The 22,390-nt window shown below is 59.5% G+C and carries 18 protein-coding genes; 11 read left to right on the forward strand and 7 right to left on the reverse strand.

Annotated elements, in window-relative coordinates:
• Positions 1 to 123: 123 nt before the first annotated feature.
• Positions 124 to 1,377, reverse strand: a complete 1,254-nt coding sequence (locus VK574_RS17150; RefSeq protein ID WP_472801086.1) for a sugar MFS transporter — start codon at positions 1,375 to 1,377, stop codon at positions 124 to 126.
• Between the two features lie 325 nt (positions 1,378 to 1,702).
• Here VK574_RS17150 and VK574_RS17155 point away from each other — a divergent pair, with 325 nt between their 5' ends.
• The 3 genes from VK574_RS17155 to VK574_RS17165 all read left to right on the forward strand — a co-directional run bounded on the left by VK574_RS17155 (position 1,703) and on the right by VK574_RS17165 (position 4,162).
• Positions 1,703 to 2,908, forward strand: a complete 1,206-nt coding sequence (locus tag VK574_RS17155; protein ID WP_472801087.1) for a VIT1/CCC1 transporter family protein — start codon at positions 1,703 to 1,705, stop codon at positions 2,906 to 2,908.
• On the forward strand, positions 2,909 to 3,574 hold the full coding sequence (locus VK574_RS17160) for a rhomboid family intramembrane serine protease (protein WP_472801088.1): 666 nt from the start codon (positions 2,909 to 2,911) through the stop codon (positions 3,572 to 3,574).
• A 189-nt stretch (positions 3,575 to 3,763) separates the two neighbouring features.
• Complete coding sequence (locus VK574_RS17165; protein WP_472801089.1) at positions 3,764 to 4,162, forward strand: VOC family protein; 399 nt, start codon at positions 3,764 to 3,766, stop codon at positions 4,160 to 4,162.
• Between the two features lie 76 nt (positions 4,163 to 4,238).
• On the opposite strand, the gene hemG is transcribed toward VK574_RS17165, so the two are convergent.
• Positions 4,239 to 5,720 (reverse strand): protoporphyrinogen oxidase, encoded by a 1,482-nt coding sequence (gene hemG, locus VK574_RS17170; RefSeq protein WP_472801090.1) that lies wholly within the window; start codon positions 5,718 to 5,720, stop codon positions 4,239 to 4,241.
• 281 nt (positions 5,721 to 6,001) lie between these two features.
• The gene (locus VK574_RS17175) at positions 6,002 to 7,213 is read right to left on the reverse strand and encodes a TIGR04053 family radical SAM/SPASM domain-containing protein (protein ID WP_472801091.1); all 1,212 of its coding nucleotides are present in this window, start codon (positions 7,211 to 7,213) and stop codon (positions 6,002 to 6,004) included.
• Between the two features lie 341 nt (positions 7,214 to 7,554).
• Here VK574_RS17175 and VK574_RS17180 point away from each other — a divergent pair, with 341 nt between their 5' ends.
• Positions 7,555 to 8,508 carry a universal stress protein gene (locus tag VK574_RS17180; RefSeq protein WP_472801092.1) on the forward strand — a complete coding sequence of 318 codons (954 nt, stop codon included), beginning with the start codon at positions 7,555 to 7,557 and terminating at the stop codon, positions 8,506 to 8,508.
• 211 nt (positions 8,509 to 8,719) lie between these two features.
• Here the strand turns inward: VK574_RS17180 and VK574_RS17185 are convergent, their stop codons facing one another.
• The 3 genes from VK574_RS17185 to VK574_RS17195 form a co-directional block, all read right to left on the reverse strand.
• On the reverse strand, positions 8,720 to 10,657 hold the full coding sequence (locus VK574_RS17185; protein ID WP_472801093.1) for a CRTAC1 family protein: 1,938 nt from the start codon (positions 10,655 to 10,657) through the stop codon (positions 8,720 to 8,722).
• Positions 10,658 to 10,778: 121 nt separating this feature from the next.
• On the reverse strand, positions 10,779 to 12,584 hold the full coding sequence (locus VK574_RS17190; RefSeq protein ID WP_472801094.1) for a CRTAC1 family protein: 1,806 nt from the start codon (positions 12,582 to 12,584) through the stop codon (positions 10,779 to 10,781).
• Positions 12,585 to 12,809: 225 nt separating this feature from the next.
• Positions 12,810 to 12,959, reverse strand: a complete 150-nt coding sequence (locus tag VK574_RS17195; RefSeq protein ID WP_472801095.1) for a DUF3309 family protein — start codon at positions 12,957 to 12,959, stop codon at positions 12,810 to 12,812.
• Between the two features lie 333 nt (positions 12,960 to 13,292).
• On the opposite strand from VK574_RS17195, the gene VK574_RS17200 reads away from it, so the two are divergent.
• The 5 genes from VK574_RS17200 (at position 13,293) to VK574_RS17220 (ending at position 16,548) form a co-directional block, all read left to right on the forward strand.
• Positions 13,293 to 13,445, forward strand: a complete 153-nt coding sequence (locus VK574_RS17200; protein WP_472801096.1) for a lmo0937 family membrane protein — start codon at positions 13,293 to 13,295, stop codon at positions 13,443 to 13,445.
• 175 nt (positions 13,446 to 13,620) lie between these two features.
• Positions 13,621 to 13,800 (forward strand): hypothetical protein, encoded by a 180-nt coding sequence (locus VK574_RS17205; protein WP_472801097.1) that lies wholly within the window; start codon positions 13,621 to 13,623, stop codon positions 13,798 to 13,800.
• Positions 13,801 to 14,159: 359 nt separating this feature from the next.
• Positions 14,160 to 15,056 (forward strand): double zinc ribbon domain-containing protein, encoded by an 897-nt coding sequence (locus VK574_RS17210; RefSeq protein WP_472801098.1) that lies wholly within the window; start codon positions 14,160 to 14,162, stop codon positions 15,054 to 15,056.
• Between the two features lie 19 nt (positions 15,057 to 15,075).
• Positions 15,076 to 15,681 (forward strand): HNH endonuclease, encoded by a 606-nt coding sequence (locus VK574_RS17215; RefSeq protein ID WP_472801099.1) that lies wholly within the window; start codon positions 15,076 to 15,078, stop codon positions 15,679 to 15,681.
• Positions 15,682 to 15,777: 96 nt separating this feature from the next.
• Positions 15,778 to 16,548, forward strand: a complete 771-nt coding sequence (locus tag VK574_RS17220; RefSeq protein WP_472801100.1) for a dimethylarginine dimethylaminohydrolase family protein — start codon at positions 15,778 to 15,780, stop codon at positions 16,546 to 16,548.
• Positions 16,549 to 16,576: 28 nt separating this feature from the next.
• Here VK574_RS17220 and VK574_RS17225 read toward each other — a convergent pair whose 3' ends face one another.
• A complete protein-coding gene (locus VK574_RS17225; protein WP_472801101.1) occupies positions 16,577 to 17,482 on the reverse strand; it encodes a hypothetical protein in 906 nt (301 codons plus the stop codon).
• A 318-nt stretch (positions 17,483 to 17,800) separates the two neighbouring features.
• Here VK574_RS17225 and VK574_RS17230 point away from each other — a divergent pair, with 318 nt between their 5' ends.
• Together VK574_RS17230 and VK574_RS17235 are read left to right on the forward strand one after the other, a co-directional pair.
• A complete protein-coding gene (locus VK574_RS17230; protein WP_472801102.1) occupies positions 17,801 to 19,870 on the forward strand; it encodes a sensor histidine kinase in 2,070 nt (689 codons plus the stop codon).
• Between the two features lie 286 nt (positions 19,871 to 20,156).
• Entirely contained in the window at positions 20,157 to 22,385 is a 2,229-nt protein-coding gene (locus VK574_RS17235) for a dipeptidyl-peptidase 5 (RefSeq protein WP_472801103.1), read from the forward strand.
• Positions 22,386 to 22,390 lie beyond the last annotated feature (5 nt).

Below are 22,390 nucleotides of genomic sequence, written 5' to 3' on the forward strand. Positions count from 1 at the left end.
ATGAAACTGAGGACCTTGCTTGCAGAGTATGGGGGGGCACCCCCCGCCATGGATTGCTACTTCAGACATGCGAAGGCCCTCCGGGCAACCGGAGGGCCTTCAGGTTTACTGCACCCAACCCACCTACGCTGTCACTGTCCTCGTAGGCTTGGATCCCCACAGCCCGTAGTAGGCAATGAAGAGATAACAAATCATCGGAATCACAAACGCATGCTGGATGCCGAACCTGTCGGCTGCCGCGCCCAGTGCAAGCGGCACAATCGCGCCGCCCACAACCGCTGTCATAATCAGTCCCGATCCCTTGCTGGTCATCGGTCCCAGGCCCTTGATGCCCAGGGCGAAGATGTTCGGGAACATAATTGAGTTGAAGAATCCGCAAATCACAATCGTCCAGATTGCCACCTGCCCGGTGGTCACCATGGAGATAAGGACGAAGAGGGCCGCGGCGAATCCGAAACCTCCCAGCAGTCTTCCAGACTTGATCTTGGTGAGAACCCACGATCCAAGCAAGCGGCCAACGAGCGCGCCACCCCAGTACAGCGAAACCAGGAACGATGCCGTCTTTGCGCTGTCAACACCCTGCGTCTTGAAGTAGTTCACCGCGATCGAAGCCAGTCCCACCTCAACGCCGACGTAGAGAAAGATTCCAACGGCGCCCAGCACAGTGTGACGGTATCCCCAGATGCTCCGCCCCAGAATCGGATCGCCTTCCTTCGCCGGCCGGAATTCCTGCGTCTGCGAAATATGCGGGAGACGCATGAATGCAACGGCTACACCCAGAATCAGCAGCCCGGCAGCGATCAGGATGTACGGCACGCGCACCGTATTGGCTACAGCAGCCTTCGTCGCCGTGCTGGCCGGATCCGTCAGGATGTACGCTCCAGCAACCAGCGGCGCAATTGTGCCGCCGACAGAATTCAATGCCTGTGCCAGAGTCAGTCGAACCGGCGCGCTATGCTCCGGTCCCAGAATGGCTACGTAAGGATTGGCGGCTGTCTGCAGCGCTGTCACTCCCGCGCCCACAATGAAGACAGCTGTCAGAAACAACGGAAAACTGACCATCCGGGCGGCTGGAATAAACAGCAGACATCCCACCACCTGGATGAACAGCGAAACCACCATCGTTCGCTTGTATCCGATCGTCTCAATCAACTTCGAAGTCGGCGACGAAAAAACGAAGTAGGCGAGGAAGAAGGCCGACTCCGCCAGCATGGCCCACGCATAGGGCAAGTCGAAAATCGACTTCAGATGCGGTACCAGAGCCATGTTCAGGTTGGTGATGAATCCGAAAATGAAGAACAGAACAGCGACTGTAATAAAGGGTCCGGTGTAGTTCGGCGTTGTTGAAGCCGACGCCGGCGTGGATCGAGTTGCCATAGGTTGTTTGCTCCCCCGCTTCCTGAAAAATTCCGCCCGGTTAGGGCACTTTCGAGCGCTCTTGCATTCCTCGCGCTCTCATTTAGACCAGCTTGTTTGCGCTGGGGTCTCAACTCGCAGCCGTATTTACGGGCAAATTGCTGCACACAACACTATACGTAAAACCCCAAATTGGGGAAGTGACGCGTTCAACTGCCCGGGAATCTTTCTCGCCCGTCCTCATTCCACGAACCACCACTGCAACACCATCCGTTTTCCGCGCGCCGGTCACTGCGCTTTCTCCTGAAAATGCCTTATTCTCAAGAGAACCCAAGGAGACGCACCCGTGGCTACCACCACTCTCAGCAGCGCCAAGTTGAAAAAAGTACTGGCCGCTCTCGAAGCCAACTGGCAGGCAGAGATGGAGGGCTACTACACGTACAAGACTCTCGCCGATCGCGACATTGATCCCGTCCGCGCCCAGGTCCTGCGCCATCTTGCCGGCGCCGAGTGGGAGCACGCTGCCCTCTGGCATGGCCGCATCATTGAACTCGGTGGCGCCGAGCCCGCTTACAACGGCAATCTCGGCGGCGAAGCCAATTCCCTGGCCAACCGTGCTGGCGGCGTTCGCATGGCCCTGCGCCGTCTTGAAATCGAAGAAAGCCGCCACATCGCCAATTATGGCAAGCAGCTGAAAGACCTCGGCGACGAGGGCTCCATCGCCATTCTCGACCACGTTATCGAAGACGAAAAGGATCACCACCGCGAACTCGGCTCGCTTCTCCGCGGCCACTACCAGGCCCCCGCCGGCGCGCCTAAAGTCGACCCCAAGGCCGTCCTCGACGAACTCCTCGCCAAGCGCGCCCAGGGCCGCAAGCAGCCCGGTGCCTGGATCGGCGACGCAATCTACGGCGTCAACGACGGACTCGGCGCCATCTTCGGTATCGTCTCCGGCGTCTCCGGGGCCACTGCCGGCGATAGCAAATACGTCCTTCTCGCCGGCCTCTCCGGCATGATCGCCTCCGCGCTCTCCATGGGCTCTGGCGCCTACCTCGCCGCAAAAAGCGAACGCGAGATCTATCACGCTGAAATTGCCCGCGAGCGCGAAGCCATCCAGATGAACGGCCCCGAGGCCCGCGAACTCCTCTCGCTCTACTACCAGGTCAAAGGCTTACCCGAGGCCGACGCCGACCACATGGTCAACCACATCGCCAGCGACTCCGAGCAGATGCTTCGCGCCCTCGCCAGCGAACGCCTCGGCACATCCGAGGAAGCGCTGTCCAACCCCTTGGTCTCGGCCACCTCCGGCGCGCTCTCCACCGCCGTCGGCGCCATGATCCCCATCATTCCGTTCTTCTTCCTCAGCGGAGTTCCCGCCGTCGTAGCCGCCGCCGTCGTCTCGCTCGCCGCGCATTTCGCCGTGGGAGCAGCCAAGAGCCTCATCACCATCCGCTCCTGGTGGTCCTCCGGCTTCGAAATGACCGTAGTCGGCGCTGTCGAGGGCGCGGTCACCTACGGCATCGGCATTCTGTTGGGTAAAGGTGGAATGTAAGTGGCCGGATTTATTCCCCTGGGTGACGCGTCACGCCCGCTCAACCGCTTTGCCCTCGTCACCACTCTCATCATCGTTCTCAATGTCTGGGTATTTTTTCAGGAACTGACCTATGGCGATTCATTTGTCTGGGCGTGGTCCGCCGTTCCCATCCGCATCATCCACGGCCGTGCGCTCATCACGATCGTCACCTCGATGTTCATGCACGCCAGCTGGATGCACATCATCGGCAACATGATTTACCTGTGGGCCTTCGGCCGCGAAATTGAAAACGCCATGGGCCCCATCCGCTTCGCTGCCTTCTATCTCATCGGCGGCATCGTTGCCATGTCGGCACAGGTCCTCGGCGACCCTTTCTCACGCATTCCCTCTCTCGGCGCCAGCGGGGCCATTGCCGCTGTCATGGGCGCATTCCTCATTACATTTCCCCGCGACCGCATCCGCACCTTCGTCTTCTTCTTCATCTTTTTCCGGATCACCCTGATTCCCGCCGCGCTCGTCATAGGCTTCTGGTTCCTCATGCAGGTCCTCAACGTCGGCGTAGTGGCCCAGGCAAAAACCGGCGGCGTCGCCTACCTCGCCCACATCGGCGGATTCCTCTTCGGCGTCATCACCGCCCGCCTATTCATCAACCCTCAGCGCATGACCTACCGCCGCCTCAACTAACCTGACGCGTCGCTCGAACATTTCTAATACTGGCTGCCACCCTGAACGAAGTGAAGGATCCGCGGTTGCTCTTCAAGAAGCGCAACCCATGGGTTGCGCGTATCCGTGCTGGCGGTTTACGGCATTCCTTGAATGCGCCCCAGTTCAACAATCCCGCGATACCATAATGCAGTCCTCTGGAGGGTCAACATGATTCCCAAGTCCGAAGGGGTCCTTGAGTCATCTCTTTACGTCAACGATGTCTCCGTTTCGGTTCGATTTTACGAGAAGATTTTCGGGCTTCAGGTTATCAGTGATTTCGGCGAGCGCGGCTGCGCCATGCGATGCGGCGACCGCCAGGTGCTGTTGCTCTTCAAGAAAGGTGGTTCGCGGCATATCCAATCTCCGCACGATGGCGACGGCGAGCTTCATCTCGCCTTCGCAATTCCGGCTTCCGAGCTGCCAGCGTGGGAAACCTGGCTGGCAGAAAACGGAATTGTGGTAGAAGAGAAGCGCAAGTGGGAGTTGGGCGGCGAGAGTGTTTATTTTCGCGATCCGGACCGCCACCTCGTAGAGATCGCTACTCCCGGAGTCTGGTCGATCTATTGATCCAGTCTGCGTCCGATTCGCGGGTTCTCTTCGGGCTTGCAGCGACTCAACGTCCTCTGACAGCTGATGGCTGAAGCTAAGAGTTGGAAGTCGTCGTCTGTTTCTCCGCCATCAAGTCCTTCGCCGCCTGCCGTCCCGTGCGAATGCAATCCGGAATTCCGATCCCGTCATACGCATTCCCGGCCAGCCGCAGCCCTGGCAGCGCAGCCACGAGTTCCTTGACGCGCTTCATGCGCTCCTGGTGGCCGACCGAGTACTGCGCCATCGCCCGCCGCCAACGCGAAACCTGTGTCGCTTCCGCAGGAATGTGCGGCCCCACCACGCGCAACCCGAGAATCTCGCTCAACTCGCGCCGTACCGTCGCCACCAGCACCTCGTCGCTCTGGTCCAGCAGCCCTTCGTTCTTTTGGCCGCCCAGAAACGCCCGCAGCACCGCTTTGCCCGTGGGCGTCCGGCCCACAAACTTCCGGTGCACAAACGTGCACGCCAGCATCGCGCGCCCTTCCACTGCCGGCACCAGAAATCCGAAGCCATCCGGCAGCCGTCCCAGCTGGGCCTCGTCGAAAACCAGATTTACGGTGATCGATGAAGAGTAGGGAATTGCGCTCAGTTCATCGCCCAGCGCTGCATCTGTGGCCGCTAGCAGCCCTCCCGCCGCCCACGCTGGCGACGCCACGATCACTGCATCGTAGATTGCATCTTCACCGGCCAGCCGAACGCGCCAGCCATTCCCAACTCGCTCCAGCGCGGTCGCCGCGGTTGACTTCCGCACCCACTTCGGATTGAGCTGTGTCTCCAGTGCATCCACCAGTTGCTGCAAGCCGCCTTTCAACGTCGTGAAAATCGAACGCGGCACTGCACGTTTTTCCCCACCCTGTCCCGGCGCCGTGCCATTCGCACTCGCATTCCGCGCCGCCATCCTGGCCCGCATTTGCTTGTGTGCCGCCAGCATTCCGCGCGTCAGCGATCCGTACTCCGTTTCCATTTCAACCAGCTTTGGTAGCACCGTGCGCGCACTCAGCTGGGTCGCGTCGCCACCGTAAATCCCCGACAACAACGGATCCGCCAGCCTGTCCACAGCCTCCTGGCCAAAGTGCCTCTTCACCAGTGCTGCCACTGACTCGTCCTGCCCGCTCGGGCGCGGCGGATGCAGCAGCTCAAGCGCCATCCGGATCTTCGTCGCCGGGCTGAAAAGTCCCGACAGTGCGGTCGGCACCAGCTTCGTCGGAATCAAGAACATCAGCCCGTCCGGCAACGAAACCAACCGGTTCTTTACTACGATGTACGTCTTGCGATTTGCATCGTTCGAGGGCGTCAGTTGATCACCTAGTCCCAGCTCGCGGCAAAGCTCTGCTCCCGCCGGCTTCTCGCTCAAAAACGAATCAGGTCCCCGCTCCAGCACCACACCCTTCACGGTCTCCGATGCGAGCGCCCCCCCCAGCCGCTCCCGCGACTCAAAAAGCGTGTACTCGACCTCCGCACCCGCTTTGCGCGCTTTCTCGAGCTCATAGGCGGCAGCCAGCCCCGCGATTCCGCCTCCGATGATTGCTACCCGCATCCGTGTCCTCAGTCTCTTGATAACACACCGGACAGGGTGGTGACCCATTCAGCGAAAACTCCGGGTCAGACCCAAATCCCCCTACAACAGAATTAACCTCCAATCCCGATCCGAGGGTGATTTAAATCACTTATACGCTTCATTATCTCGACGCCCAAATGGAAGGGATAGTTGTCCATGCGGCTTTGGCAGCGATGAATCGTTGCCGAATCTCTCCATCCAAAACATCAGGCCGGGACTCATCGCCCCGGCCTGACCACCACACCCGCAAATCTAGATAGTTATAACGTCACCAGCGGACCCGCAAACTCCGGCTGACACTTCGCCGGCGTATCGGACGGAATCCAATTCTTCGGTTGATAAATGCAACAAGGTTCTTGCGCCAGCGGATCGCCCGTTACTGCGTAGGCCCGTGCCCGAGACCCACCACAAATCTCCTTGTACTCGCATGCTCCGCACTTGCCCTCAAGCTGCTTCGTGTCGCGCAATGCCTTGAAGATAGGAGCGTTCTGGTAAATCTCGGCCAGGGGTGTCTCGCGAATGTTCCCCGCATGAATCGGCAAAAAGCCGCTCGGATATACGTTCCCCATGTGCGAAACGAACAGGAACCCCTTCCCGTCGTTAACACGTCGTGTCATCCAGTTCGAAGTCCGCGTCTTCGCATCGGCCTCAGGCGCACCTGGCTCATACTCCCGCGCTACGCCCACCGGATGGCCGGATCCATGCCCCATCTTCCGCTCCTGCAGGTTGTGCTGCAGCAAGTAGCGGCGGTAATGCATCGCCTCTGTCGTTTTGATCTGGAAGCTCACCCGATTCGACAGCTCGTAGATCTTCCCGAACACCTGTTCAAACTCTTCACCGCTCAGCAGATCCCCTAGCTGCCCGCGTCCCACCGGTACGAGAAAGAACACGTTCCACATCACGATGTTGAGCTTTTCGAAAAGCGCGCACAAGTTGTCCAGATCGTCCGCATTATGCCGGCTGATCGTGGTGTGCACCTGGATCGGCAGACCGGCTTCACCGGCCCACTCCACCGCCTGGATCGTTCGCGCCCACGCGCCCTGCAATCCGCGGAATTTGTCGTGAATCTCCGGCGATGACCCGTCCAGCGATATTCCCAGCCGGACCACGCCAGCTTCCTTCATCTTGAAGATCGCATCCCGCGTCAGCAGCGGAGTGGCGCTCGGCGTCACCGCCACTTTCACGCCCTTCTCCGCAGAATACCGGATCAGTTCATAAACGTCGGGCCTCTTCAACGGATCGCCGCCCGTGAACACGAAAATCGGAATGTGCATCTCGGCGATTTGGTCGATCAGCGCCTTGCCCTCGGCCGTGCTCAGTTGATCGGGATGCGCAATCGGTTGTGCCGCCGCCCGGCAATGTTTACACGCCAAATCACAGGACTGCGTGACCTCCCAGATCGCCAGGAACGGCGCCTCGTCGTAATTCAACCCGCCACGCGCCGGTATGTGATGCATTGGTTGTTGTTGCATACGACTTCCGACCTCCTCGGTGCAGCAAATGCTTCGTTTCTCATACAGAAGAGCACCGCCGGCATACACCGTTCAGTGATTTAGATCACCAAATAATCAACAATTTCGTCCCACTAGGCCCCTTCGCGTCTTGATAAATTCCCGGGATAGGTACAAAATCCAATTCAACGAGGTGATCCTCCCGCGCTTTTCACTCGTCACGTTGGGTTGAGGATCAGGAAACGCAACCGACGCAGCTACCGACTTAGCAAGTGATCTAAATCACTCATTCGTGTGGCCTAGGGCACTGATCGCAGTTTGGAAGCAGCCTAATATCTTTAAGCACTCGAAGGAGGTTCCCCATGGCCATTAAGCCGGGTTGGAGCAAACCCTCCACCATCCTTTTTGCTTCTGAAATCCCTGCCAACGACCGCGCCTTTAACTTCGCTCTCGCGCAGGCAAGGGAATTCGCCGCTGATCTCGTGGTGTTTCACGCCTATGACACCTTGGTCGTGGCTGCCTCTGAGACTTCTGGCATCCGCTACTACGACTACGCTGCCGCGGCCCGCTCCGAAGTTCAGCAGCTCGAGCCCCTCGTCCAGCGTGCTCGCCAGTCCGGCGTCCACTGCGAAGTGGTCGTGCGTCCGGGCCTCGCAGCCGACCAGATTCTCGGCTATCTCCGCGAGCGCCACATCGACCGCATCGTGATGGGCACCCACTCGCCCGGTCCCATCGGTAAGATTCTTGTCGGCTCCGTCGCCGAGGCCGTACTCCGCTCTGCGAACGTCCCGGTCTTTATCATCGGCCCCGAAGTCGTCGACGGCGCCTACCGCAACTTCGCCACCCGCACCATTCTTTCCGCCGTCAGTCTCATCGAGAGCAGCTTCGTCGTGGCAACCTTCGCCGCCGAACTCGCACTCCAGCACAACGCGCGCCTGGTCCTCCAACACGTCATTCGCCCCCAGGATCGCGCCGAAGTCCTTGCCGGCCACACCATCGAAGAGATCGAGACCGACCTCCTCTGCCTTATTCCCATCGAACTGCGCGATCAGATCTCCATCCAGACCATCGTCGTTCCCGGCGATCCGACCGAGGAACTGCTCTACCAGAGCCGCGCCCAGCAGGCCGACCTCATTGTTCTTGGCGCACACGGTGCCTCCGCCTTTGCCGCGATCACCCGTCATGGCGTCGTCTACAAAGTGCTGGCTCACTCGCACTGCCCGGTCTTCACGTTATCTCCAGCGGTGCTTGCCCAGAACGGCGTCAAACATATGACCGAGCGCCACGCTGAAAGCTTCATGGCAGGAGTGTTTTAGCGCGGAATCTCCGGCAACACCAACCGGACGCGCATGCCGTGTGGATTTATTCCAGGGCGCAGCAGAGAATCCACCCGCCGATACCGGCCAAGTCCGGCTTTTCTCAACATTCCCCGCTAAAAGCTCGTCATCCTGAGCCAACGCAGCGCAGCGCAGTGAGTCGAAAGCCTGCCGTCAGCGAAGCGGAAGGGGTCTTGCTGTTGCTTTTCGTTTACGGCTTGTGGGCTTTCACCGCGCGCGTCTTCGTCAAACACGGCTGCTTCGCGCACAGCACACCGGTAATTCTTTTTCCCTCGGTGATCGTGAAAATCCGATCTACTGCCGGCAGCTTTAGCTTCTCCATCGCACCCGACGGCCAATGGATCTCCGCGTTGCCCGCATCGGTCGCATCGCCCAGCCCGAAGTGCGGACGCTGGTCGTCGGAAGAGATGTAGCTTCCCCCGCTCATCACATCCTGGCGCTGCCTCACGCCATTCGCGTTCAGGTATACCGTCGCTCCCACGGCATCGCGCGGACTCTTTTCGCCACCGACCAGTTTCAGTTCCACCCAGTGATGATGGTCCGGATTCACGTTCTTCAACAACACCGGCGGTCCATCGATCGGATTGATCACCACATCGATCTTCCCGTTGTTGAACAGATCGCCAAACGCTGCCCCCCGCCCAGAGGTCAGCGTGGCCAGCCCCGACCCCTTTACCGCCGGCACATATTCGAATTTCCCGTTGTGCAGATTACGAAACAGCAGAGCCCGTTCGGCAAACGTGCTTCCCCAGTCGTGCTCATCCACCTGCGGATACACGTGGCCGTTGATCATCATGATGTCTTTCCAGCCATCGTTGTCGAAATCGATAAATCCGTCGCCCCATCCCACAAACGGCACCGGAATCTGCGCGATTCCCGCCTCACTCCCCACCTCGGTAAAGCTTGCGTCGCCATCGTTGTGGTAGAGCGTCTTGTAATCGTCGGAAAAGTCCGTGACCAGCATATCGACGAGCCCGTTGTTCATGTAATCGCCAACCGCCAGCCCCATCGAAGCAATCTCACGCCCATCGTTGTTCAGCGCGAATCCCGAAACATAGCTGAGATCCTCGAACGTCCCGTCGCCCTTGTTCAAGTAGAGATAATTCGGATTCGAATCGTTTGCCACCAGCAGGTCCGGTTTCCCGTCATTGTTCACATCCACAAAAATCGCCGTGAATCCGTAATAGTGTCCGGGATCCGCCACCCCGGCCTTCACGCTCACATCCGTAAATGTTCCATCGCCATTGTTGTGAAACAGGTGATCGGGCTCGCCTGGCAATCCGCGCGGCCCGCACATCACGGGAAACCCGTGCAGCTGGCAATCGCCGAAAGGCACATCCCCGTTGGCTGGGTCGGGTTGGTGATTGAGGTCGTAGTGCACGTATCCCGAAACAAAAAGATCCAGCCGCCCGTCGCCGTCGTAGTCGCCCCACGTCGCGCCGTCTGACCAGTTGCCCAGCGTAACGCCGGCCCTCCCAGCAACATCGGTAAATGTGCCGTCGTGATTGTTGTGGTACAGCCGGTTCTTCCCGAAGTTGCAGACAAAAATATCCGGCCAGCCGTCGTTGTCATAGTCCGCGATCGCCACGCCGAATCCCCAGCGATCGTTCGTCACACCCGCCTTCGCTGCCACATCGGTAAACGTTCCGTCGTGATTGTTGTGAAACAGCGCGGCATGTGGAGGCGTCCGCTTGCCGGTAAGCGCATCGTATGTCGATCCGTTCACCAGGTAAATATCGAGCCACCCGTCGTTGTCGTAGTCGATCAGTCCGACGCCCGATCCATCTGTCTCCAGAATGTATTTCTTTGTCTTCGTGCCCATCACATGTTGCCAGCGGCTCAGCCCCGCAGCCTTGGTCGCATCCTCAAAGACCACCGTCCCGTTCGTGACGAAGCCGCCCGCCGTGATCGGCCGCTTCTCCGCGTCATACACCGGCGCAAAGTTGCCGGCCGACGAGATGCCCCCCATCCCGCTCTGCTGCTGCCCAGCCTGCACCGGCTTTGGCTTTTGATCATGGTTTAGCGTAGGCTTCTGTGCCGATCCCGCCGGCGGCACATACATGCCAATCAGCGCGGCAGCAATCAAAATCGAGTTTCTGAAGCTCTCGATAAAAATCGAAGGTGTCATTCTGAGCGAACGGGGCCCCAAACGTTTTTCAGTTTGGGGGTGGTGAGCGAAGAATCTGCTTCTTGTCGGCCAGTCACGACCCCACACTCCCCCAACTACGCTCAGCACTCTTCGCATCGATCTACTTCGTCGCGGTGTTTGCCGCTGCATCAGGCGCTTTCGGATTGGCGCAGGGCTTCCCGCCGCACAGCGCTCCCGTGATCCCCTTGCCTTCTTCGATGGTGTAGATCCGATCCACCGCCGGAATCTTCACCGTCTCCTTTGCTCCCGAAGGCCAGTGAATCTCCGCCGTACCCGCATCCGTCGCGTCGCCCAGCCCGAAGTGCAGTCGCCGGTCATTTGCCGAGATGTAGCTCCCGCTCGACAGCACGTCCTGCCGTAGCCGCATTCCGTTCGCTTGCAGATACACCGTCGCGCACGTCGCATCGCGCGGGCTCTTCGGACCCCCCACCAAGCCCATCTCCACCCAATGATGATGATCCGGATTCACATTTTTGAGCAGCACCGGCGGCCCATCCACCGGGTTGATGACAACATCGATCTTTCCATCATTGAACAGATCGCCAAATGCCGCCCCGCGCCCCGGAACCACCACCGCCAGTCCCGAACCCTTCACCGGCGGCACGTTGTCGAACTTCCGCCCCTTGCCCGTTCCATCCGGAACGTTGTGAAACAGCAGCGTCCGCTCCGCAAACGTGGTCCCCCAGTCGTGCAGGTCCACTTCCGGATAAACGTGCCCATTCACCTCAAAAAGGTCGAGCCATCCATCATTGTCGAAATCGAGGAACCCGTCGCCCCAGCCCACAAACGGAATCGTCGTCTGCGCCACGCCGGCCCTGTAGCTCACGTCGGTAAAGCTCGCATCGCCGTCGTTGTGGTACAGCACCTTGTAATCGTCGCCGAAGTCCGTCACGAAGAAGTCGATCAACCCGTTGTTCTCGTAGTCGCCTGCGGCAATCCCCATCGACGCGATCTCGCGCCCATCCTTGTTCAGCGCAAAGCCAGACACATAGCTTTGATCGTCGAATGTTCCATCGCCTTTGTTGATGTAGAGAAAATTGGGCTCCGAATCGTTTCCCACCACCAGGTCAGGCTTGTCGTCGTTATTGATATCCACAAAGATGGCGGCGAATCCATAGTACTTGTCCTTGTCCTCAACGCCCGCCTTCACCGTCACATCGGTAAACTTCCCGTTTCCGTCGTTGTGAAACAAATGATCCGGTTCGCCCGGCAGCCCCCGAGGACCGCAGTTCACGCTTACGCCGCGATACAGGCACGACGCATAGTTCACTGCCTTGGTCCCTGCGATCGGCAGGTTATTGCGGTCGAAGTGCACATACCCCGTAACGTAGAGATCGAGCTTGCCGTCCCCGTCATAATCTCCCCACGTCGAACCCGGCGACCAGTTGCCCAGCGCTACTCCCGCCGTCTCTGCCACATCGGTAAACGTGCCATTGCGATTGTTGTGAAAGAGCCGATTCTTCCCGTAATTGCCAACGTAGAGATCGGGCCAGCCATCGTTGTCATAGTCCGCAACCGAGCAGCCATAGCCCCACCGGTCGTTCTGCACTCCGGCTTCTTTTGAAACGTCGGTGAACGTCCCGTCGTGATTGTTGCGGAACAGCGCGGCGTGCGGCGTTGGCTCCTTCCCATCGAGAGCATCGAAGGTCGAGCCATTCACCAGGTAGATGTCGAGCCATCCATCGTTGTTGTAGTCGATCAGGCAGACGCCCGAACCGTTCGTCTCCACGATGAACTGCTTTTGCAGCACGCCCATCTTGTGGACCCACCCCGACAGACCCGCTGCCTTGCTGTCATCTTCGAAGACCACGGTGCCCTGATCGACGAATCCACCAGCCGTGATCGGCCGCTTCTCCGCGTCATACTGCGGCGCCGACTGCACGCCAGACGCGATGCCGCTGCTCATGCCCGGTTTCTGCGTCTGTGGGGAAGGACTCGGGGGTGACTGGGAACTCGTGCTGCCGCTCGCAATCAGGACAACGAATGCCCAACAAACAAGACTGCGAATCTGCAAAAGACACGACCCCCTTGACGGTTGAAGTGTACCGCATCAAGGGTATGCCTATCGAACGGGTTTGAAAGGCACGCCGGGACTGCGAGGCAGAACCCGGCGCCGTCTTCATCCGCGTCTTCAGATGACGCGCAGCAACAGCAGAATCAGCACGATCGTCAAAATGAGACTCAGCCCGCCTCCGCCGTAATATCCCCAGCCGGGACCAACGCGGTAACCACCATAACCAAATCCAAATATCAGGATGATCAGAAGAATGATCAGCAGCATAGTCTCTCCTTCGTTCTCTAAGTCGTTCGGCGCATCAGCTCCCTGATTGTTCTGCTACCTTGAAGCCGCACGATTATCGATAATGGGTTCGCACAAAGGTGCGTTTGGTTTCACGCGACCTCCATTCTGTGATGCGCTCGTTGCGTGTGGCGCTGTACTGTGCCCGCGACGGATTTGAAGAATCAGCATCTTCAATCCGCCGATGCCAATCGTCTTTGTGTAGTTGCACCCTATCTTTCCTGCTTGAATTTGCACCACACGAACAACCTGTGCCATTCAGGTCGGCGTCCAAGTTCCTGTTGTAGAGATACGCTGCGTTTCGGGAGGTTAGTAATGCTCTGGACAATCTTCGTGGTCCTCCTTGTTCTGTGGTTGCTGGGCCTTGTCAGCAGCTACACCCTGGGCGGATTCATCCATATTCTGCTCGTGCTAGCCCTGGTCGTTCTGGTGATCCAGCTGATCTCCGGACGCAGAGCGGCACTCTAGCGCAACCCGCGCCCCTCACTTTTCAAGCAACTCAAAAAGCGCGCACTCATGTGCGCGCTTTTTGCAACCAAACGAACGTGACTCCACGGAGGTGGATACATGAACAGCGACAAAATTAAAGGCACCATCGATGACGCAGCAGGCCGCGCCAAGCGCCAGGTAGGCGAGTGGACCGGTGATACCGAGACCCAGGTGGACGGCGCAGCAGGTGAAGGGCAAGGCCGAGAAGGCTGTCGGCAATGTCCGCGATGTCATCCACGATGCGACCAAACATGACGCGACCGACCGCTCCGTCGAACGCGATAGCGACATGGACGACAACCTCGACCGTGAAAGCGTCAAGGAGCGCGAATAGTTGAACAGGACCTCTCAGCTGCCAGGTGTGGAGCTGAAAAGCAACAAGGCGGCGGGCCCCAAAAGTTCGCCGCCCAAACCCCTTGCAACAATCATTCATCTCCTTATCCAGGTAGCGCTTTCACCGCCATCGAGCCACAATAAAACCGCGTGAAAACGCAAACAGCAGCGGTGTCAAATCTGGCACCCGGCTTGCTAAACATCTGCACAATCGCTATAGATATAGGTAACGACGCTGCGGCGGTTCTTTAGAAAGAAACCGCGCCGGCCCCAGTGAGGTGCGTCTTCCGCAGGAACTACGGTTCACTGACGATCGACGGTCCACTTTCGGAGACATCCCGTTGGCGCGCCGTTGCGCGCGTGCTTCGAAGTCCTCTGGACGCAATCGGTTCCACCCTCCTTCCCGCCCCTTGTGCCCTGTGCGGCTCCCCGCTGCCGCAACTCTCTTCCGCTCCAATTTGTGATGCCTGCTGGACTGAAATTCCAATCCATGGCGGCCCCGTGTGCGAACGTTGCGGCGACTCCCTCGACCAGCCGCCTGTCGAAGGCATCGCCTCGTCGCAATGCTGCCGCGCCTGCCGCCTCGCACCGCCCTCGTTTGTACGCGCCGTTTCATTCGGCACCTACGAAGGTCGCATGCGCTCCGCCATTCACGCTCTGAAGTACGACCGTATCCATCCCGCTGCCCGCCGCCTCGGGTCCATGCTCGCAGCAGCCATCGCGCAGCTTTCCCTTGATGTGCCCGACGGCCTTCTCGTCGTTCCTGTGCCGCTCCACCGCACCAAGCACAGGGAGCGCGGTTTCAACCAGGCCCGTGCCCTGGCGAAATCCGCCATCGATGCCCTTCACAAGTCACATCCCGGCTGGCATCTCACCCTCGCGCCCGCCACACTCATGCGCCTGCGCTCCACTGAGAGCCAGGCCGGTCTCACGCCGCGCCAGCGCCGCCAGAATGTTCGTGGCGCATTCAAGGTCTCCGATCCATCTGCGGTGCAGGGCAACAACATCCTGCTCGTCGATGACATCCTCACGACCGGCGCCACTGCACGCGCCGCCGCGCAGTCTCTCGTCAGGGCAGGGGCGGCCAGCGTCTACGTTGCCACGCTCGCCCGCGCCCGCCGCATCCATTTCAACCAGAGCGTTCCTTTTGATACGAGACGCGCTCAACCCGGCATTCCTACTGCCGCCGATTCACAGTTCGCAGGCCTGCATTCGTCATCATCGTCCACTCATCAACCTTTTTCACGAGGGGAATAGGATGTCGCTGGGAAAAGCCATGATTCATGCACGCAAGCAAAAATCCGCCGCCCGCGCCGCCGCTTATGCTGCTGAGTCAGGCACGCACACGGCCATGCACGCCAACCACATCCTGCAGATGCCGGTGCTCGTGCTTAACGCGTCCTATGAGCCCATCAACATCTGCGGCGCGCGCCGCGCCCTCGTGCTTGTGCTCAAGGGCATCGCGCGCACTGAAGAAGAGCACGGCCTCACGCTCCATGCGCAGCGCAGCCGCATCGCCATGCCCTCGGTTATCCGCCTGCTTGAATATCGGCGCATCCCGCATCAGACACGCGCCCTCTCGCGCAAGAACATCCTCCTGCGCGATCGCAACCAGTGCCAGTACTGCGGCGTCGTTTTGCCCTCTGGAGAATTGACCCTCGATCACGTCATTCCCCGCTCGCGGGGTGGCAACTCAACCTGGGAAAACCTGGTCGCCTGCTGCCATGCCTGTAACCGTCGCAAAGGCAATCGCATGCTCGCCGAACTCGACGACATGATCCTGCTCCGCGAGCCGCGCCCCTTCTCGCTGCACACCAGCCGCCAGATCATGCGCATGCTAGGCCGCGGCGACGACCGCTGGCGCAAGTATCTCTTCTATTGAGATTCGTTCTGGCTGGAATAACCCTGCGCATTCCTGCACGGCCGCGACGGTATACTGAAGCACCCGGCCCACAATTCACTCACCGGAGCCTCGCGCTTGTTTACTCGCGCCATCGTTCGCATCCCAGGCAGCAACTTCGCCGACGGCCTCACCACTGTCGATCTCGGCACTCCCCACTTTGATGAAGTCCTGCACCAGCACGCGCGTTATTGCGATGCTCTGCGCGAATGCGGCCTGGAGCTCACAGTCCTCGACCCCGATCTTCTCCACCCCGACTCCACCTTCGTCGAAGACGCTGCCATCCTCACCCCGCATGCCGCTATCTTTACCCGCCCCGGAGCATCAAGCCGCGAGGGCGAAGTTGTGGCCATCCGGCCCGTCGTCGAGAGCTTCTACTCCCGCACGTTTTTGATCGACCCCACGGGCACAGTCGATGGCGGCGACATCTGCGAAGCCGAAGACCACGTCTTCATCGGCATTTCGCACCGCACCAGCGAAGAAGGCGCTCGCCAACTCGCCGCCCACCTGAACGCGATTGGCTATTCGGCATCCACCATCGATGTCCGCTCCATGACCACCATCCTGCATCTGAAGAGCGGCATCAGCTACATCGGCGATAACACCCTCGTCGTGATGGACGAGATGGCCGACAATCCGCAATTCGCCCGCTTCAACCAGATCCGCGTCTGTCCTGCGGAGAGCTATGCTGCCAACTGTGTGCGCGTGAACCAGCGAGTTCTGGTCGCGGAGGGGTTCCCACAACTCCACGGCGAACTGACCGCACGCGGCTTCAGCCCCCTTGTCCTCAACATGTCCGAGTTTCAAAAAATGGACGGTGGCCTGAGCTGCCTCTCCCTCCGCTTCTAACCAGCGACTCAGAACTAAGAACTCCGAACTAGTTCTGCGGTTTCGTCTGTGGCTTAGGCGGCGTTTGCTGTGCCGGCTGTCCCTGCTGCTGTCCGTTCTGCGTTATATCCTGCCCGTCGTAGATCAGCTTGATCGTCGATCCAAACCGCTTGTAGTCGGTGTATTTAATCGTGTCGCGAATGTGCACGTCCTGGCCCATGTACCCGTTTCCACTGGAAAAGTGCAGCACGCCCTCGCCCTTCGTGTACACCGGAAACCAGAAGTGGCCGTCGATCTGTGCCCGCCACGTCATGAAGGGCGGATGAAGATCCTCTCTCCCCTTGCGGGTGTCATCCGGCACCATCCGCCCGTTCGTCACCACGATCTGAAGATCAGTCGCATCCACCCAGATGCGGCCCAGGAAATACCGTTTGTTTTTCTCGATCTGCTTGGGCGACACGTCGAAGAGGTAGCACTTCACTTCGTCGACCTGCTGGGCTCCTACATATTTCACGTTGTATTGGGCAATCTCCGCTGAAGTAAGCACAAACGGATAGCCCTTCTGAATATCCTGCAAATCCGAAGGCGTCATCATGATCCGCTGCAGCGAGCTCTCCGGCGCAAACACCGTTTTTTCCATGCGCCGCCCCGTCGGATCAAAGGTCACGTCATCCACCTGGTACCACTCGCCGTCTGTCTTATTGGTGTCGTCGTCGACGGTCTGCACCCGAGCCTCCCGGCGATAGGTATAGTGATTCAGCGCCTCCTGGAACTCGCTCTCCTTGGCCGCAAACTTCTTGATAATCTCCTCCGGTGGCGTCGTGGGATCGGTGAGATCCAGCTTCCCAAACCCCGAGTCCAGCGGCATCGGCGTAAAGGTGTCCTTTGACTGCGCGCTCGCCGCCAGCCCCAATACCGCCAGCGCCGCCAGCGTCAACCACCATCGATTTCTCACCGTTGCACTTCTCCTCTGCGTCGCACAGCCTGGTCCCGGCGTACCGCTCAGGCTCCCGGCGCCAATCGCTCGCACTCGTTCCGCTACCACATTAGACGTATGTACATGCGGCCGGGAAGGCGGCAAAATCGTCGCTTGGCAAAGCTGTCGAAGCGCAGCGCCACCATCAGCCGATTATGTTTCGCAGGAGGGTGCTTCACCGTCCATCCTCCTCAACTCGCCATTTACCTCGCGGCATCAATGGTTTAAGCTCACTCATTAACGACAGCGAGCAAAGCCCCCGGGGAATATTTTGATACTGGCGCCGCATCCTGTTGATTGACGCTGCCTTTTCGCTATGCAGTCGATGATGGAGACATTCGCAATTCCATGCCGGACAGCTATCACCTTCCCGCGCTCATTCTCACGGTACTCCTGCTGCCGGCCTTCTTTCAGCTCTATCTGCGCTTCCGCGACACCCGCACCCTCCTCTGGCTCCTGGGTTTCTTCTTCGCCTGCATCCGCATGTTGCAGTTCTACAACCTCGGCTGGGGGAACTACTACGATAACCTCGCTCATCCGTGGATCGCCTCCATCGGCATGTCGTCCATGCTCGTCAGTTCCGCGTTCTTTCTGGCCTCGATGTCTCCACTCGGCTTTCGCATCGGTCGGGTCCGCATCCTCTATGCCATTCCCTTCGTCATTCCCCTCATCGCTTACGCCTTCCTCATCTATGGTGTTTACCTTGGCAAGACGCCAGACGGCTGGCCCTTCCTCATCTTCCCGGCCCTCGGGGGACTCTCTCTCTTCGCCGGCTGCGCCTGGGCCATCTCGCACCGCAACATGCCCCGCGCCATCCCCCTCGCCCTCTGCATCATCCTCGGCGCCGCCGGGCTCTGGATCTGCGTCCGCGTCGGGGGCGACTCGCCGCTCTACTTCGTCGAATGCGCCTTTCATGGTGTCACCGCTCTGCTCGTGTTCTACGTCTTCCGCCGCTTCTCGCTGGGAACCATCCTTGCCAGCCTCGGCTTCTTCGCCTGGTCACTGAACATTGAAGAAACCTTTCCCTTGCTGCATCATGGCGCGCCCGACATCTGGACCATTCGCGCCCTCGCCCTGTCCAAGGTCGTCGCCGCCATCGGCATGATCCTGCTCGCCCTCGAAGACCAGCTCGCCGCCAACCAGGCCGCCCATCTGCGCGAACGCCACGCCCGCGAAGAGCTGGAGGCTTACACCCGGCTCAACCTCGCCCGCCGCCGTGTCGACGACTTCGACCGCCAGGCGACCTCAATCTGTCAGGCCATCGTCTCCAATAGCCGGTTCAAACAGACGGCGCTCATCCTCCTGCAGAGTTCCGGCCGCTACCGCCTCGCCGGCGCCGCTGGATTCGACGACGCTACCATCAACGGCCTCGAAGCCCTCGTCACCCGCATCCCCGTCGCCGGATTCCTCGATCCCGGCTCGAGCCCCTCTGCCGTCGAACACAGCCTTGCCTTCAGCCTCGACCTCAACCCGTTTCTGGTTCCCGGCGACGACCTCAGCCGTCTCAAGCTCACCACCCTGGAAGCCATCCCCCTGCGCGGTCGCACCTCCACCGAGGGCGCCCTCTTTCTCACCGGCCTGGAGAATCCCGCCGAACCCATTACCGCCGTCGATTTGCTCCCACTCGAGGTGCTCGCCTCACGCCTGCAGTCCGTCCGCGGGCAGACCATGATGCTAGAGAAACTCGTTGACGCCGAGAAATTCGTAGGCCTTGGCCAACTCGCCGGAAACGTAACCCGCCAGCTTAACAATCCGCTCACCGTCATCCTTGGCTACGCCTCGCTGCTCGACGAAACAGAGGACCTCAGTGCCCAGGCGCATAAGGCCATCGAGGCCATCCTCAACGAGGCGCGCCACATGCGCCTTACCCTCGAAAGCCTCGCCCGCATGTCGCGGCCCCAGGGCGATCAGATTGCCGCCATCTCCGTCACTGAGCTTCTCAACGACCTTGAGCAGCTCCACCGCTCCGAGTTCGTCCAGCGCTCCATCGATTTCCGCGTCCACATCCCGCCGGCCCTGCCTCGCGTCCTGGGCAACGCACAACAGGTCCGCCAGGCTGTGCTCTACTGCCTCCAGTTCGCCATGGATGCGGTCGAAAAACTCGACACCTCCAATGAAAAGACCGTTCGCCTCGAAGCCGTAGCCGAGAAAAACCAGGTGAATATTCTCGTTGCCCACTCCGGATCGAAATTCCCTGTACCCGCCCGTGCTTTCGATCCCTTCATCCCCGAGCCCGCCGGCGACGAAACCACCAGCCTCGGCCTAAGCATGTGCGCCAGCATACTCCGCGAAAACAATGGCAAAGCCAGCGCCCTCAACTTCGAACCAAGAGGCGCCGGCATCCTCCTCGAACTCCAAGCCGCCTGAGTCTGGACTTATTTGGTTAAGCCCGCCTTACTTGGAAAATTGAGGCTGTCATCCCGAGCGCACTCGAGGGACCTGCAGTTGCCCTTTTTCGTCGGGGCACCTGATTCGAAACGCGCAGCGTTCGAGACTCCGGAGTGAATTCTTCCCGCCACAACGAAGGTCATGGCTAACAGCTAGGACCGGGCCCACGGTTGTACACTTCTCCTTCGCCCGAGACCCAAAAACTGGGTGCCACTGGTCTCGAATTTGAGACCAGGGATGCGATGCTCAATCCGGGAAGAGACTTATGCGCAACCTAATTATTGCTGCCCTCCTCGCCGCCACCCTCGCCCCAGCCCAAACCAAAAGGCCCATGACCTTTGAAGACATGATGCACATGAAGCGTCTCGGCTCCACCGCCGTCTCGCCCGATGGCAAATGGCTGGGCTACAGTGTGACCACCGTCGATCTCGCGCAAAACACTAAAACAGCGGAGCTCTGGCTGCAGCCCATCGCAGGTGGAGATCCCATCAAGCTAGCCGTCGCCCAGCCCGGCGACGACGGCCTCCAGTTCTCCCCCGACGGCAAGAGGATTCTCTTTCTCTCCAGCCGCTCCGGCTCGCAGCAAATCTGGCTTGCGGCCTTCGATCCCGCAACCGGCGCGACCCGCAATCCGTATGACGCCGCCCCTCTCGACAGCCCCTTCCAGTTGACTCACAACTCCGTCGAGCCCGACAACGCCAAGTGGTCTCCTGACGGCAAGTTCATCATCTTTACGGCCGAGGTCTATCCCGATTGCCCGGTGTTCAGTGAAGAAACGGCTGGCTCTGAGGGCTCGCCGGCCGACCGATGCAACGCCAATCGCGATAAGACCGCAGCCGACAGCAAGGTCAAGGCGCAGATCTTCACCCACCTCCTCTACCGTCACTGGAACCACTTCACCGGCTCCAAGCGCTCCCACCTCTTCCTCGTTCATGTGGAGAACGCATCGCCGACAGCTCTGCTCTGGCGCGACCTCACCCCCAATGATCCCCACGACGTTCCCCCCTTCTCGCTCGAAGGCGGTGGCGGCTTTGCCATCTCTCCCGACTCGAAAGAACTGGCCTTCACCGAGAACCTCGACCCCGAGCCCGCCATCAGCACCAACGCCGACATCTTCACCCTCGACCTCACCAACCCAGCAGCGAAACCGGTGAAAGTCAGCACATCCCAAGGCGGCGACTTCAACCCCGCCTACTCCACCGACGGAAAATATTTAGCGTGGCGCAGCCAGCTTCGCCCCGGCTACGAAAGCGACAAATTCCGCCTGATGCTCTACGACTGCGCTGCAAAAACGACCAAAGATTTGCTGCCAAAATTCGACAACTGGGTAGACGAGTTCGCGTGGAGTGCGGATTCCGGGAAGATCTTCTTTGTCGCTGGCTCCAATGGCGCAGCTCCGATTTATGAGATTGATATTCAGAAGGACCGAGCGGCCGTCTGGGCCACCATTGCACAGGGGAGGGGTGAATACAGCAGCATCCAAACGATCGCCTCAAGTCAATCGATTCTTGCGACCCGAATGACGGTGTCGCAGCCAGGTGAAGTAGTGAGGCTCTTCGACTCGCCCGCGAGCATCGAGATTCGTCCCGCCAAGAAAGATATGGCGGAGGACCAATCCGTCTTTTTATATCCGGTAACGAAAGACATCAAGGCTCTTACACACCTAAACGACTCGTTGCTCGCGCAGTTCGATTTACAAGAGATGGAATCCTTCTGGTTCCCCGCCGCCGACGGCACCAAGGTCCAAGGCTTCCTCATCAAGCCCCCATCCTTCAACCCCAACAAGAAATACCCCGTCAAATTCCTGATCCACGGTGGCCCGCAAGGCGCATGGGGCGACGCCTGGTCCTACCGCTGGAACGCCCAACTCTTCGCCGCCAACGGCTATGTTGTCGTCATGATCAACCCCGGCGGATCAACCGGCTACGGTCAGGCCTTCGTCGATCGCGTCAACGGCGACTGGGGCGGCAAGCCCTTCACCGACCTCATGACGGGACTCACCTACGCCGAGCAGCACTACCCCTTCATCGACAAATCGCGCGAGTGCGGCCTCGGCGCCAGCTACGGCGGCTACATGGCCAACTGGGTTCTCGGCCACACCAACCGATTCAAATGCATCGTCTCCCACGACGGCATGTTCAACGCCGAATCCGCCTTCGGCTCCACCGAAGAAGACTGGTTCAACCAATGGGAGTTCAAAGGCAATCCATGGGACTACTACGGCAAGCCTGACTCAACCAACCCTTTCCGCAAATGGTCTCCTTCGCTGTCCGCCAAAAACTTCAAGACACCCACCCTCGTAGTCCATTCGCAGCTCGACTACCGCCTCGACGTGAGCGAAGGCTACCAACTCTTCGACACCCTGCAACTCCTCCACGTCCCCAGCAAAATGCTCTACTTCCCCGACGAAGGCCACTGGGTGCTCAAGCCGCAAAACAGCCAGGTCTGGTACAAAACCGTCAACGACTGGGTCGACCAATGGACGAAACAGTGAACAGT

Source organism: Occallatibacter sp., from assembly GCF_035317045.1.
Lineage (GTDB): Bacteria > Acidobacteriota > Terriglobia > Terriglobales > Acidobacteriaceae > Telmatobacter.